Annotated in this window: 12 protein-coding genes; 6 read left to right on the forward strand and 6 right to left on the reverse strand. The window is 62.5% G+C overall.

Annotated elements, in window-relative coordinates:
* Positions 1-154 precede the first annotated feature (154 nt).
* The 3 genes from GRAN_RS14945 (at position 155) to GRAN_RS14955 (ending at position 4,936) form a co-directional block, all read left to right on the forward strand.
* Positions 155-3,274 (forward strand): family 78 glycoside hydrolase catalytic domain, encoded by a 3,120-nt coding sequence (locus GRAN_RS14945; protein ID WP_128913791.1) that lies wholly within the window; start codon positions 155-157, stop codon positions 3,272-3,274.
* Between the two features lie 124 nt (positions 3,275-3,398).
* Positions 3,399-4,148 (forward strand): phosphoribosylformylglycinamidine synthase subunit PurQ, encoded by a 750-nt coding sequence (gene purQ, locus GRAN_RS14950; protein WP_128913792.1) that lies wholly within the window; start codon positions 3,399-3,401, stop codon positions 4,146-4,148.
* Between the two features lie 47 nt (positions 4,149-4,195).
* Positions 4,196-4,936 (forward strand): tyrosine-protein phosphatase, encoded by a 741-nt coding sequence (locus GRAN_RS14955; RefSeq protein WP_241654643.1) that lies wholly within the window; start codon positions 4,196-4,198, stop codon positions 4,934-4,936.
* On the opposite strand, the gene GRAN_RS14960 is transcribed toward GRAN_RS14955, so the two are convergent.
* Both GRAN_RS14960 and GRAN_RS14965 read right to left on the reverse strand, forming a co-directional pair.
* Complete coding sequence (locus tag GRAN_RS14960) at positions 4,933-5,673, reverse strand: SDR family NAD(P)-dependent oxidoreductase (protein ID WP_128913794.1); 741 nt, start codon at positions 5,671-5,673, stop codon at positions 4,933-4,935. The two genes, GRAN_RS14955 and GRAN_RS14960, sit on opposite strands and share 4 nt — an antisense overlap.
* Positions 5,670-6,284, reverse strand: coding sequence for a hypothetical protein (locus GRAN_RS14965; RefSeq protein ID WP_128913795.1), 615 nt, complete (start codon positions 6,282-6,284; stop codon positions 5,670-5,672). Before GRAN_RS14965 ends, GRAN_RS14960 begins: the two co-directional genes overlap by 4 nt.
* A gap of 279 nt (positions 6,285-6,563) precedes the next feature.
* On the opposite strand from GRAN_RS14965, the gene GRAN_RS14970 reads away from it, so the two are divergent.
* Positions 6,564-6,860: a co-chaperone GroES gene (locus tag GRAN_RS14970; protein WP_089839518.1), complete on the forward strand. Its 297-nt coding sequence runs from the start codon at positions 6,564-6,566 to the stop codon at positions 6,858-6,860.
* 101 nt (positions 6,861-6,961) lie between these two features.
* Positions 6,962-8,635, forward strand: coding sequence for a chaperonin GroEL (gene groL, locus GRAN_RS14975; RefSeq protein ID WP_128913796.1), 1,674 nt, complete (start codon positions 6,962-6,964; stop codon positions 8,633-8,635).
* A gap of 200 nt (positions 8,636-8,835) precedes the next feature.
* Here groL and GRAN_RS14980 read toward each other — a convergent pair whose 3' ends face one another.
* From GRAN_RS14980 to GRAN_RS14995, 4 genes are all read right to left on the reverse strand, one after another.
* Positions 8,836-9,438, reverse strand: a complete 603-nt coding sequence (locus GRAN_RS14980; RefSeq protein WP_128913797.1) for a cupin domain-containing protein — start codon at positions 9,436-9,438, stop codon at positions 8,836-8,838.
* 176 nt (positions 9,439-9,614) lie between these two features.
* Positions 9,615-9,869, reverse strand: coding sequence for a hypothetical protein (locus tag GRAN_RS14985; RefSeq protein WP_128913798.1), 255 nt, complete (start codon positions 9,867-9,869; stop codon positions 9,615-9,617).
* A gap of 110 nt (positions 9,870-9,979) precedes the next feature.
* Positions 9,980-11,368, reverse strand: a complete 1,389-nt coding sequence (locus GRAN_RS14990) for an FAD-containing oxidoreductase (protein ID WP_128913799.1) — start codon at positions 11,366-11,368, stop codon at positions 9,980-9,982.
* Positions 11,368-11,829 carry a DUF4126 family protein gene (locus GRAN_RS14995; protein ID WP_206662774.1) on the reverse strand — a complete coding sequence of 154 codons (462 nt, stop codon included), beginning with the start codon at positions 11,827-11,829 and terminating at the stop codon, positions 11,368-11,370. Before GRAN_RS14995 ends, GRAN_RS14990 begins: the two co-directional genes overlap by 1 nt.
* Before the next feature lie 226 nt (positions 11,830-12,055).
* Between GRAN_RS14995 and GRAN_RS15000 the strand changes: the two genes are divergently transcribed.
* Positions 12,056-13,102 carry an alginate lyase family protein gene (locus GRAN_RS15000; protein ID WP_128913800.1) on the forward strand — a complete coding sequence of 349 codons (1,047 nt, stop codon included), beginning with the start codon at positions 12,056-12,058 and terminating at the stop codon, positions 13,100-13,102.
* The last annotated feature ends 21 nt before the right edge of the window (positions 13,103-13,123 follow it).

Here is a 13,123-nt window from a genome sequence, read left to right on the forward strand (position 1 = left end):
TTCACCAGCGTCCTTTTCCGTGTCAATGAGGCAAATGCCCTGTACCACCCTGCAAATTTTTACTCGCCGAAAGCGTGGCGCGGCGAGACGACGTAACGTGGAAGCGTATATGTTGGTTCAGTCCAGAAATTATTTACCGAGGGAGTCCCGCTTCATGCGTTTGTCCGCCGCAACTTCTGCTCTATCTCGAACCCTTCTCATCGCAGGCACCTCGACACTTCTGGCCACGACCGCCGTCGCCGCCCCGGTCAAACTCCGCACCGAGCAGATGACCAACCCCGCAGCCATCGACGTGGCAAAGCCCGTCTTCTCCTGGCAGAGTGACGCAACCTCCGCGAACTGGATGCAGTCCGCCTACGAAGTCCTCGTCAGCACCGATCCATCGAAGCTCGTTCCCGGCAAAGCCAACATCTGGGACTCCGGGAAGATCACATCCTCCGACTCCGTGAACATCCCCTACGCCGGCCCGGCCCTCACCGCGCAGACCCACTACTTCTGGGCCGTCCAGGTCACCGATAAGCAGGGCAAGACCACCCACTCCACTCCCGCATGGTTCGAGACCGGCCTCCTCACACCCTCCGCCTGGCACTCCCAGTGGATTCGCCGCGACGACCCCGCGGCAGCCCATGAACTCGAAGCCATCCGCTGGCTCTGGCTCCCCAACACCGATCCCAAACACGTCCCATCCGAGACTGCGGTCGAGTTCCGCTACCCCCTCCACCTCGACGCGAAGCCCATGCGCGCAAGCCTTCACGTCCTCGCCCACGGCAACTACACCGCAACGGTCAACGGCAAGACCACCGGCCAGCACGAAGAGTGGAGCGCCTTCGACTGGGAGGAGATCGGCTCCCTTCTCAAGCCCGGTGACAACGAGATCCTCATCAAGGTGACCGCCCCCCGCCTCGGCGACAAGCAGAAAGCAGCAGGCGGACCCGCCGGATTCGCGGCCTCCCTCCGCATCACCGATGCCGATGGAGCCGAACGTCGTATCACCTCCGATAAAGCCTGGCAGACCCGTCCAACCACCGGCGAATGGCAAGCCGCGCAGGAGATCGGCCCCCTCAGCCTTCCGCTCGGCCTCGGCACTGACCGCCGCTCTCTCGTCCCCGGCCCGAACCGCGTCTCAACCGACGCCTCCCTCCTCCGCAAGGATTTCTCCCTCACCGGCAAGGTCACCTCCGCCAAACTCACCATCACCGCCATGGGTGCCTATCGCGCCTTCATCAACGGCAAGCCCGTCGCCACGCATGACCTCCTGAACCCCGGCTTCACCGACTTCCACAAGCGCGTCCTCTACCAGACCTACGACGTCACCTCGCTCCTCACCACCGGCGACAACACCGTGGCCACCATACTCGGCAGCGGCTGGCACGGCTCCCCCCTTACCTGGTCCGGCTCCCGCGAGTACACCGATCCCGACGCCCTCCGCGCCCAGCTCGACGTCACCCTCGCCGACGGCTCCCACAAGACCATCGGCACCGACGAAACGTGGCAAACCGCCCAGGCGCCGGTTCTCTTCTCCGAGATCTACGCCGGCGAAGTCTACGACGCACGCCTCGCCCTCACCGGCTGGAACGCCCCCCACTTCACCGGCAAGAACTGGTCCCCCGCCGTCCCCGCGACCGTCTCGCCTGAGGTCACCCTGACCTCGCAGCCCGACCTCTCCATCGCCGAATCCAACATCATCAAGCCCATCGCGATGGACCCCGCCAACGCCGCTCATCCAGTCGTCTACGACATGGGCCAGAACATGGTCGGCAACATCGTCCTCCACGTACACGGCCCCGCCGGAACCGCCGTCCAGATGCGCTTCGCTGAGCGCCTTAATCCAGACGGCAGCATGTACACCCTCAACCTCCGCAACGCCACCGTCACCGACACCTACGTCCTCTCCGGTAAGGGCGACGAGACCTACACCCCCAGCTTCACCTTCCACGGCTTCCGCTACGTCGAGTTAGCCGGATACCCCGGAACCCCCACCACCGCAAGCATCGAAGGCCTCGTCTACAACAGCCTTCCCCAAACTCCCTCCATCCGCTTCAACAGCTCCAGTGAACTCCTCAACAGCATGGGCAAACTCGGCATCTGGGGACAGCGCGGCAACTTCGTCTCCGTCCCCACCGACTGCCCGCAGCGCGACGAGCGCCTCGGCTGGATGGGCGATGCTGGCGTCTTCTGGCGCACCGGAACCTATAACTTCGACATTGGCAGCTTCACCCACAAATTCATGTTCGACATGGAAGACGCCCAGAACGACAGAGGTGCCTTCTCCGACGTCTCCCCCAATCTCCTCGGACCCCAATCCGGCGCTCCCGGCTGGGCCGACGCAGGCATCCTCGTCCCCTACGCCGCATGGCTCCAGTACGGAGACAAGTCCATCCTCGAGCGCTCCTGGCCCCAGATGGAACACTTCATGGACTATCTCGCCACCACCAACCCCGACTTCCTCCGCGCCAAGGACCTCGGCAACAACTACGGCGACTGGCTCGCCCCCGACACCCACACCCCGCGCGACCTCATCGCCACCGCTTACTGGGCCATCCTGGCCCGCGACATGAAGGAGATGGCCCTCGCCATCGGCCAGCAACAGCAGGCCGACAAGTATCAGGCCCTCTACGACCACATCGCCGAAGCCTATCGCAAGGCGTACGTCCAGCCCGACGGCACCGTCACCGGCAACACCCAGGCCGCCTACGTCGTCACTCTTTACTCCGGTATCGCGCCTGAATCGCTCCGCGCCAACATGGTCGACCGCCTCGTCAAGGACATCGCCGCCCACGACAACCACCTCACCACCGGCTTCCTCGGCACGCCGTTCCTGATGTTCGTCCTCGACGACAACCAGCGCGCCGACATCGCCTACAAGCTTCTCCTGCAGGACACCTACCCCTCCTGGGGCTACATGGTCCGCAAGGGCGCAACCACATGGTGGGAGCGCTGGAACGGAGACACCGGCGACGCCTCCATGAACTCCTACAACCACTACGCCTTCGGCTCCGTCATGGCCTGGGTCTTCCGCCGCTCCGCCGGTATCGACACCGACCCCACCGGCGCCGGCTACCACCACCTCACCGTCAAACCCCACTTCGACGGCCGTCTGCCCCAGCTCCATACCGAGTACGACTCCGCCTACGGCACCGTCACCACCGACTGGAACCGCACCACCGGCAAGTTCACCCTCACCAACCCCGCCAACACCACCGCGACGGTCACACTGCCCAACGGCAGAACCGCCGACGTAGGCAGCGGAACCCACACCTACACGATTAACTAACCTCTACTCACGAAAACGTCTTCGCTGCTTCCGCCTTGCGGTTGGCGGTTCCATGGCAACAGAGTAAGCAGGCCACACCATCCGGTCCCCCGTTTTATGGGGGACCGGATGGTATTCTGGGGCTATGAAATTCGGCGTTCTGGTGTTTCCCGGATCGAACTGCGACCACGACACGTACAACGTGGTGGAGTCGCTTCTACATGTGCCGGTGACCTATCTCTGGCACGCTTCGGAGGATCTCCAGGGGTGCGATGCGATCCTCGTTCCCGGTGGTTTTGCCTATGGGGATTATTTGCGGACGGGCGCAATTGCAAAGTTCGCGCCGGTGATGCAGTCGGTGGCGAAGTTCGCGAAGAATGGCGGATTGGTATTGGGAATCTGCAACGGATTCCAGATCCTGTGTGAGGCGGGTCTTCTGCCGGGTACGCTGATGCGAAACCGAGGGCAGCAGTACATCTGCAAACAGGTGCATCTGCGGACGGAGACCGCAGAGTCGCCGTTCACGCACACGCTGTCCGAGGGACAGGTACTGCGGATGCCGATCGGGCATATGGAAGGCAACTACTTCTGCGATGACGCTACGTTGAAGGCGCTGCAGGATCAGGATCGCATCGCGTTCCGGTATGCAACGCGCGCGGGCGAGGTGACGGATGCGGCGAATCCTAACGGGTCGCTCGAGAACATCGCCGGGGTGCTGAACGAAGGACGGAACGTGCTTGGACTGATGCCGCACCCGGACCGGTCGAGCGAGGCGCTGCTCGGTTCGAGCGATGGGCTCGCTCTCTTTCAGGCGATGGCGGCCTCGCTGAAGGGCACATTTGGGGGGCAGGTGCTGGAAGTCAAGGAGCTTCTTACTCCCACCCAGACATGGTAGATATCCATCACCATCTTTTACCCGGGTTGGATGATGGAGCTCCGGATATGGAGACGTCCGTCGCCATGGCGAAGATGGCGGCGGCCGATGGAATCACCCATATCGCCTGCTCACCGCATGCGAATGGCAAGTACAGCTATGACCTGGCGCGGAACGAAGAGCTGGCGAACGATTTGCGGGGGCGGCTGGCACGGGCGGGAGTGGCGCTGACCATAGGGGTTGGCTGCGATTTTCACCTGTCGTATGACAACATCCAGGCGGCACTCGCGGATACGAAGAAGTACACCATCAACGGGCATGGGTATCTCCTGGTGGAGTTGCCGGACTATGGCCTCCCGCGCGGCTTGACGGAGACGTTCTACCAACTGCGTCTCGCGGGCATGACGCCTATCCTCACGCATCCGGAGCGAAATCCGACGCTGCAACAAGAAATGGATAGGATCGTGGACTGGCTGCGGGGCGGGCTTCTCGTGCAGGTGACGACGAATTCGGTCACGGGCGGGATGGGCAGGAAGGCGGAGCGGGCGGCGCACGATCTGCTCGCGAAGAAGTGGGTGCATTTTCTGGCGACGGATGCGCACAATACGACGTCCCGGCCCCCGAAGATGAGCGAGGCGCGGCGGATGGTCGAGAAGAAATACGGGGTGGAGTACGCGCAGGCCTTATGCGTGGACAATCCTCTGGCCGTCTTTGAAGGAAGGCCGCTGCCGGAGCAGGACGAGGCGGAAGATCTCTACGAAGACAAGAAGAAGGACAAAGGGTGGGTGGCGCGGCTGCTTGGACGCTAGCTGTTCAGGCCCAGGCCGCCGTCCACGGCCAGTAGCTGGCCTGTGATGAAATGGGGACCGGTCGCGAAGAAGAGGGCGGCAGCCGCTACGTCCGCGGAGGTTCCGTTGCGCTGCATGGGCGTTTTGTGAGCGAAGTGCTCGTAGGCTTCGCCGACCTCGCCTTGAACGATCATGCCGGGGGCAATGCAGTTGACGCTGATCTCGGGTGCCCAGGCCTTGGCCATCGTCTGCGAGAGCATATGCAGGGCGGCCTTCGAGGTGCAGTAGTGGGCGTGGGTTGACCAGGGATGGAGGCCGCCGAGGGAGCCTATGTTGAGGATGCGCCCGCGGGTGGCGCGGAGGTGCGGCAGGCAGGTACGGGCCATCAGGAAGGGACCGCGCGTATTCGAGGCGAACATGCCGTCCCACTCAGCGGCTGAGATGGATTCAAGTGGCGCGGAGGCGAAGATCCCGGCGTTGTTGACGAGGAGGTCGAGTCGGCCCAGCTGCGTGACCGCATCTGAGACCGCCGTTTCAATGCTGAGTTCGTCCGTGAGATCGCAGAAGAGCGCGGCTGCTTCCACGCCGCAGGACTTCAGATCGGCGAGGGTCGCGGCGGCTTCGTCACGGGATCCGCGATAAGTGATCGCGACGGCCGCGCCCTGCTCGGCGAGTGCCAGAGCGATGGCGCGGCCGATGCGTTTCGCGGCTCCAGTGATGAGGGCGGTCTTGCCGGCCAGCGGCTTCGAGGAACTCACTGAGGCGGCGCTGGCGGGTTCGAGACGGGAGCGGGGGTGTTCTGCTCGGACGGCGGAAGAGGCGTGGGCGGCGGTGGAGTCGTCGACGCTGGAGCCGGGACGCTCTTCGACTTGGGATCGGCCGTCTTGGGGCGAACGGGTTCCTGAACGCCCGCCTTCGCCGTCGAAGCCTTGCCGGAGTTGTCGACGTAGGTGGAGATCTGCTCGCGTGGGCGCAGCATCTCGACGGGGATCTGGCGGCTCGATTCCGAAATCAGGAAGTCTTCCGCGTACGTGGCGAAGCCGTTCGCGAGAACCTGCACGCGTAGATTGCTGCCGGTCGGGATAACGTCGATGATGGCCTTGCCGTCGGGGTCGGTCTTGACCTCGAGATTGCCGAGATCCTTCCCGTCTTCGCGGATCTCGTGGAAGATGACGGCTGCGTTCGGGATGGGCTTGTGGTTATAGCCCTTGGTGACGAGCACTTCGATATGCGAAGTCTCGGGTGGCGGCTTGTACTTGCGGCCGCGGCTCTTGGGAGCGTCCTGAGCGAGCACGAACGGCATGAGCGAGAGTGCGAGGCCCGAGGCTGCGGCGAGCTTGATGGCCGAGCGTATGGTGCGGGAGGTCATGCTGCATTCTACGGCTTTTGTGTCTGGGATGTGAAGGTTGAGGGGGGCCGGAAAGGCTGCGCGTGATTGACTCACATTTCACAATCGACGGCTTGACAAGGTTCGCGACGGGGCCTATCGTTAGCAATCGAAGGGCTAGACTGCTAACGCGGTGAGTCCGGGCTGAAGGTTGAGGACTTGGTGATCTTACACCGGTCTGGGCCTTTTCGGCCGAGATTCGAGCGGGAACAACCTGCTTCCAGAACGTAAACCCCACACAGCTACAAGGAGACGCACGCAATGTCGAAATCATTCACTCCGCTGCACGACCGTATCCTGGTTCGTCGCATTGAAGAGGGCGAGAGCATCCGCGGCGGGATCATCATCCCGGACTCGGCCAAGGAAAAGCCACAGCAGGGCGAGGTCATCTCGGTCGGCAAGGGTAAGTCGAACGACGAAGGCAAAGTCTTCCCGCTCGATGTGAAGGCAGGCGACAGCATCCTGTTCGGCAAGTACTCGGGCACCGAGATCAAGCTCGACGGCGAAGAGCTTCTGATCATGCGCGAAGAAGAAGTCCTCGGAATCCTCTCCAAGTAGCACTTCGTGCCGTCTTGGACGCCTTCGGCGTGTGCCCTTGTGCAGCCCCGTAAGGTTTTGTTCTAACGAGAAGTTTTCAACGACATTTCTGGAGTTCTGTAATGGCAAAGCAAATTCTGCATGGAGAAGATTCACGTCAGGCGATCCTGCGTGGAGTCAACATTTTGGCCGATGCCGTCAAGGTGACGCTCGGACCCAAGGGACGTAACGTCGTCATCGAGAAGAAGTTCGGTTCGCCGACGATCACCAAGGACGGCGTCACCGTCGCCAAGGAGATCGAGCTCGCGAATGCACTCGAGAACATGGGCGCGCAGATGGTGCGCGAAGTGGCCTCGAAGACATCCGACATCGCCGGCGACGGCACCACGACCGCGACGGTTCTGGCCCAGGCCATCTACCGCGAGGGCGTGAAGACGGTTGCGGCCGGTGCGAACCCGATGGCGCTCAAGCGCGGCATCGACAAGGCTGTCACCGCCATCATCGGCAAGCGCGATGAGCATGGTGTCATCCAGGGCGGCGCGTTGAGCGAGTTCTCGAAGCCGGTTTCGGGCGACATGATTGCCCAGGTCGGAACGATCTCGGCGAACTCTGACTCGCAGATCGGCGTCATCATCGCCGAGGCGATGAAGAAGGTTGGCAAGGACGGCGTCATCACCGTCGAAGAGTCGCGCACGATGGAGACGCAGCTCGATGTGGTCGAGGGTATGCAGTTCGACCGCGGCTACCTTTCACCCTACTTCGTGACCGATGCGGAGCGGATGGAAGTTGCCGTTGAGAACCCCTACATCCTGATCTACGAGAAGAAGATCTCGTCGATGAAGGACCTTCTTCCCCTGCTCGAGCAGATCGCCCGCACCGCCAAGCCCCTCATCATCATTGCTGAGGATGTCGACGGCGAAGCGCTCGCAACCCTCGTGGTCAATAAGCTGCGCGGCACGCTGAACGTGGCTGCTGTCAAGGCTCCTGGCTTCGGCGATCGTCGCAAGGCGATGCTGCAGGACATTGCCATCCTGACCGGCGGCAAGGCCATCACGGAAGACCTCGGCATCAAGCTCGAGGGCGTCAAGATCGAGGATCTCGGCACGGCGAAGCGCGTCACGATCGACAAGGACAACACCACGATCGTCGATGGCGGCGGAGCGGATGACGATATCTCGGGCCGCGTGAAGGAGATCCGTGCGCAGGTCGAGAAGACCACCTCGGACTACGACCGCGAGAAGCTGCAGGAGCGCCTCGCCAAGCTGGTTGGCGGCGTTGCGGTGATCAAGGTCGGCGCAGCTACCGAGACCGAGATGAAGGAAAAGAAGGCCCGCGTGGAAGATGCGATGCATGCAACGCGCGCGGCAGTCGAGGAAGGCATCGTCCCGGGCGGCGGCGTCGCCCTGGTCCGTTGCACCCCGGTTGTCGATGCCCTCATCAAGACGCTCGAAGGCGATGAGAAGATCGGTGCCTCGATCATCCGTCGCGCGATCGAAGAGCCGCTTCGCATGATCGTCTCGAACGCTGGCGAAGAAGGCGCGGTTGTGATCGGCAAGATCCACGATTCCAAGGAAGCGAACTACGGCTACAACGCCGGAACGGGCGCTTACGAGGATCTGGTTGCTGCCGGTGTCATCGATCCGACGAAGGTGACGCGCACTGCTCTGCAGAACGCGGCTTCCATCGCCGGCCTGATGCTCACGACCGAAGCCATGATCTCCGAGATTCCGGAGAAGAAGGAAGCAGCAGGCGGCGGTCACCAGCACGGTGGCGGCGGCATGGACGGCATGTACTAAGACGCCGTCCGGCTGCTCTCAAGTCGGGTGGACTATGGAAAGGGGCTTCGGAGCGATCCGGAGCCCTTTTCTTGTTTGTAGAAGTACTGAGCGGTCGCGCCTACAAGATAACCTGCTCGAAGTGGAGCGGCATCGCTCTCTGCCAGATCCTTGGCTCTTGTTCCTCTCATGGCCCATCCTGATCAGCCGCCTTAGCGGAATCAAGGCTTCCAGTTCGGCCCGATCATCTCCCGCAAAGACGCTTCGCTCGCCCAGTCAGCCTTACCCGCAAAGCGCTTCACCCACGCCTCTCCTTCGCCGATCCTCACCCGGTCCGGCGTAAACTCTGGCGAGAGCGTATTCGCCATCAACGCATATCCAGCTCCGTCGTGCAGACGCAGCGCCTTCCAGCACCCGCCCGGTACCGCCACAACAGGCCGTTCGCCATGCGCCAGATCCATCCCCAGCGTCTTCTTCTCCACCCGCCCCTCCGGATGAAAGATGAAGTAGTCCACCGGTCCCCCCTCGATCAGGATGTGCGTATCGTCCGGTGCCAGCCAGTGCAGATAGTTGATAGGCCGCTCCGTCGTCAGCATGTAGTAGTTCTGGCTCTGCACCGCCAGCGATCGCCCATCCACCATCGCCGTCTGTGCTGACTTACCGATAATTCCCAGGTACCCCGACTCTTTCGGAAGTACCTCCAGCCGCAGCAGTCGAATCAACTCCTGCGCCCGCGCATCCAGCTTAGCCTTGGTTTCCGGCTGCTGCGTCCCCGCAGGAAGCACCGCCAGCAAAACCACCACACCCCAGAAAAAACGTCTCATACCAGCGAGCGTACCAAAGCAAGTGCCGCCACCATCGATCCCTTGCTCTTGCTTCTTTGGTTGTCATTCCCGAAGGGAATCTGCGTCTGTCGTTGCTCTTGCCGTTGCCTCTGGTTGTCATTCCCGAAGGGAATCTGCGTTTGCACTTTCACCTAGAACTTACAAACCCAACCCAACTAAGCCCAAATCCCTGCCTTTACACCCATCCCACCCACAAGAGGCATCTCCCCAAACGCCCCCAGAGCCTGCTCCCGCAGCTTCTCGTTCTTGCGCAGTAACTCACAAACCATCGTGCGAAGATAGCTTGCCTCATCTTCCAGTTGCGCGATCTGCCCAAGCAGAGCAGGCACGGTAGGAGCCATGTCACTGGCCGGTTGTTTTGCAGGAAGGGCCGTCATTGCGCAAGCAGCGTATTCGAGAACAAGCTCCATAGTGCCTCCTGGCAGAGCATCCGGCCCTGCAACATACTGTGATTCTGAGCCAGCGCCGCAAAGCCCGCTACGCTCATCCGGGGCAACATCCACCCCCTCTTTAGGACCGATTAAGACATCGGTTTCAAATCCCCGAACACCGTCGGGATCAGCTCCGCCACGGTCGGATGAATATGCACCGAACGCTGAATCAGGGAAGCAGGCTGTCTCGCGTACATCGCCGTTAGAATGCAGTGAATCGCCTCATCCCCGCCCGTGCCAAGGATGGAAGCGCCAAGAATCATCTTCGTCTCCGCATCCACCAGCACCTTCATAAAGCCCTTCGTCTCGCCCTTCTCGACGGCCCGCCCGACCTTCGTCATCGGACGCGTCCCCATCAACGCCGGCTTCCCACTCGCCCGCACCTCGGCCTCCGTCATGCCGATCTGCGCCAGCGGCGGATCGATATACAGCGCATGCACCTGGATCCGGTCGCTCACCCTTCGTGGGTCCGCATCCAGCAGGTTCGCCGCTACGATCTCGAAGTCGTTGTACGACGTATGGGTGAAAGCCCCGCGCCCGTTGCAATCGCCCATTGCCCATATCCCCGGAACGTTCGTCCGAAGCTGATCGTCCACGACGATGAACCCATGCTCATCCGTCGTAACCCCGGCATGCGCGAGCCCAAGGTCGTCGGTATTCGGCACCCGTCCGATGCCCAGCAGGACATGCGACCCCACCACCTCGGGATGCCCCGCCACACACTCCACGCCAACTACAACCTCATCGCCGCGCTTCGAAAGCGCGATGCAGCATGCGTCGAGCCTCACCTGGATCCCTTCAGCCTCGAGCACGTCCAGCACCGCAGCCGACACATCCTCATCCTCGTGCGGCACCAGCCGGTCCTTCCGCTCCACAACCGTCACCTCGGCCCCGAACCGACGGTACATCTGCGCGAACTCAAGCCCGATATAACTCCCGCCGACGACAACAAGGTGCTTCGGCAACTCATCCAGCTCAAGAATCGTGGAGCTCGTCAGAAACGGCACCGAATCCGTCCCCGGCATCTCTTTCGCCGGAGGCACAAACGGCCTCGCGCCGACGTTCACAAAGATGTGATCCGCTTCAAGGAACTCCTCGCCCACCCGAACCTCGTTCGCAGCCGTAAAGCTCGCTGTCCCCGTAAAGACGGTGCACCCTTCCATCTTCCGCAACCATCCTTCAACGCCATTCCGCGACTTTGCGACGATCTTATCCTTGCGCGCCTTCACCGCCGCCATATCCATCCGCACCGGCCCGCTCGACACCACGCCGAAGTCGCCCCCACGCCTTGCCAGGTGAGCCGCATGCGCACTCGCGACCAGCGCCTTCGTCGGCGTGCAGCCCACATTCACGCACGTCCCGCCAAACAGCTTCCGCTCGACCAGCGCCACCTTCCAGCCCGCCTGCGTCAAGCGACCGGCAAGCGGTGGTCCCGCCTGGCCGGCCCCAAGGATAATGGCGTCGAATCGTTGCTTCATCAGAACCTCGATACAGTAATCGCCGCAACGCCAACCGCAACGACGTCCTCGATCAGCGCCGCCGGAAGATCCTTACCGAACGTAGCCGCCAGCTTCCCGCGAACAGCAGACCCGCCAAGCGTGCCCAGAACCGCACCAACCGCACCAGCCAGCAATCCGATCACAAGCGACCCAGCCGCGGCGCCAATCGTCGCCCCGACCAGCCCGCCGCTCACCACCCTCGCGATAAACTGCGGGGGAACCTTGCGGCTCGGAGTCGCCGGAAGCTTGTCATTCATCAGCTCCCCGATTGCCAACACCGTCAGGATATACGCCGTGTAGTGATATCCCATGAATGCGAGCGGCGTCCCGCTCACCTGCAGCAACCCAAGCTTAGCCGCCCAGCTCACAGCCGCCGGAGCCGTCATCGCCCGAAGCCCCGCCACGATCCCAAGGATCAACGCAAACACAATCAACAACATAGAATTCTCCTGGACCAGCCGGGCTCAGGCCCCGCCGTCCTCTTCTCTCAAAAGCGCTTCCCGCGCCACCACCTGAAATCTCTGAGCGTTGCTCCGAGTCTACGGGACGCGCCACCCGCTCGTAAGACCACATCGATGGTGCCGTGGACCCCTCTTTCGGACCATTCGTTATGAGCAACTGGCCAGAAAACCTTGCAACCAGATAAACTCCGGCCCTTAGAGCCTTATGACTATTCGCTTCAAGCAAGTCCTCACGACCGCTCTCTTCACCGCCGTAACCCTCCACGCCGAATCCCCTCTTCGCTCTCCATGGGACACTCAGCCCATCAAGCTCACCGCCGCCCCGTACACCTGCCCCGCCATCCCGCCCATCGCCCCCGACCTCAGGACCGACGGCTTCTACCGTCTCGACGACCCCACGCATTCCATCGTCGACCCCATCCGCATGAAGGCCTACCAGGCCTCCGCCGACCCCATCAAGGCCGCCGGAGCCACTATCGTCTCCGCCGCCGACGCCTACCGCACCAGCGGCTCCCGAGCCGCCGCCCAATGCGTCATCGACCGCACCTTCACCCTCGCGCAAAACGCCTCCCTCACCGGCGCCATGTCCTCCAACCAGGCCTTCTACGTCCAGGGCTGGATCGCCGGAGCCATCGCCATCGCCTACCTCAAGGTCCGCGACACGCACCTCGAAACCCCCACCCAGAACACCGCCATCGGCCAATGGCTCCTTCAGCTAGCCCACGCAACCCAGGGCTACTACGACAAGCGCCAGGCCTCCGGAGACGGTATGAACAACCACGCCTACTGGGCCGGCATCGAGATCGCCGCCATCGGCGTCGTCGCCAACGACCGCCCCGCCTTCAACTGGGGCATCACCGCCTACAAGAAAGGCGTAGACCGCATCCAACCCGACGGCACCCTCCCCCTAGAGATGGCCCGCGCCACCCGTGCCCTCCACTACCACCTCTACGCCCTCGCACCGTTGGTCCTCATAGCCGAGTTCGGCGAAGCCAACGGCATCGACCTCTACGCCTACGACGGAGGCGCCATCCACCGCCTCGCCACAGTCTCCATCGACGGCCTCTCCGACCCATCCTTCTTCGAGAAGGCCACCGGCAAGCCCCAGGAGACCGAACCCCACCCCTCCGGCGACCAGATCGGCTGGGCCCCACCCTACGCCCGCCGCTTCCCCAACCCAGCCCTCACCCACTTCATCGCCACTGCTCCCAGCCTGAGCGTCCCCTACCTGGGAGGCCTGCCCCCAAACTAGCCCGTCATCTACCATCAACTC

Source organism: Granulicella sibirica, from assembly GCF_004115155.1.
Lineage (GTDB): Bacteria > Acidobacteriota > Terriglobia > Terriglobales > Acidobacteriaceae > Edaphobacter > Edaphobacter sibiricus.

What these genes read in the sequence shown, in the direction of transcription:
- groL (WP_128913796.1), top strand. Translation starts at nt 6,962, where the DNA reads ATGGCAAAGCAAATTCTGCATGGAGAAGATTCACGTCAGGCGATCCTG.
- GRAN_RS14980 (WP_128913797.1), bottom strand. Translation starts at nt 9,438, where the DNA reads ATGAGACGTTTTTTCTGGGGTGTGGTGGTTTTGCTGGCGGTGCTTCCT.
- GRAN_RS14970 (WP_089839518.1), top strand. Translation starts at nt 6,564, where the DNA reads ATGTCGAAATCATTCACTCCGCTGCACGACCGTATCCTGGTTCGTCGC.
- GRAN_RS14945 (WP_128913791.1), top strand. Translation starts at nt 155, where the DNA reads ATGCGTTTGTCCGCCGCAACTTCTGCTCTATCTCGAACCCTTCTCATC.
- GRAN_RS14965 (WP_128913795.1), bottom strand. Translation starts at nt 6,284, where the DNA reads ATGACCTCCCGCACCATACGCTCGGCCATCAAGCTCGCCGCAGCCTCG.
- GRAN_RS14990 (WP_128913799.1), bottom strand. Translation starts at nt 11,368, where the DNA reads ATGAAGCAACGATTCGACGCCATTATCCTTGGGGCCGGCCAGGCGGGA.
- GRAN_RS14955 (WP_241654643.1), top strand. Translation starts at nt 4,196, where the DNA reads ATGGAGACGTCCGTCGCCATGGCGAAGATGGCGGCGGCCGATGGAATC.
- GRAN_RS14995 (WP_206662774.1), bottom strand. Translation starts at nt 11,829, where the DNA reads ATGTTGTTGATTGTGTTTGCGTTGATCCTTGGGATCGTGGCGGGGCTT.
- purQ (WP_128913792.1), top strand. Translation starts at nt 3,399, where the DNA reads ATGAAATTCGGCGTTCTGGTGTTTCCCGGATCGAACTGCGACCACGAC.
- GRAN_RS15000 (WP_128913800.1), top strand. Translation starts at nt 12,056, where the DNA reads ATGACTATTCGCTTCAAGCAAGTCCTCACGACCGCTCTCTTCACCGCC.
- GRAN_RS14985 (WP_128913798.1), bottom strand. Translation starts at nt 9,869, where the DNA reads ATGGAGCTTGTTCTCGAATACGCTGCTTGCGCAATGACGGCCCTTCCT.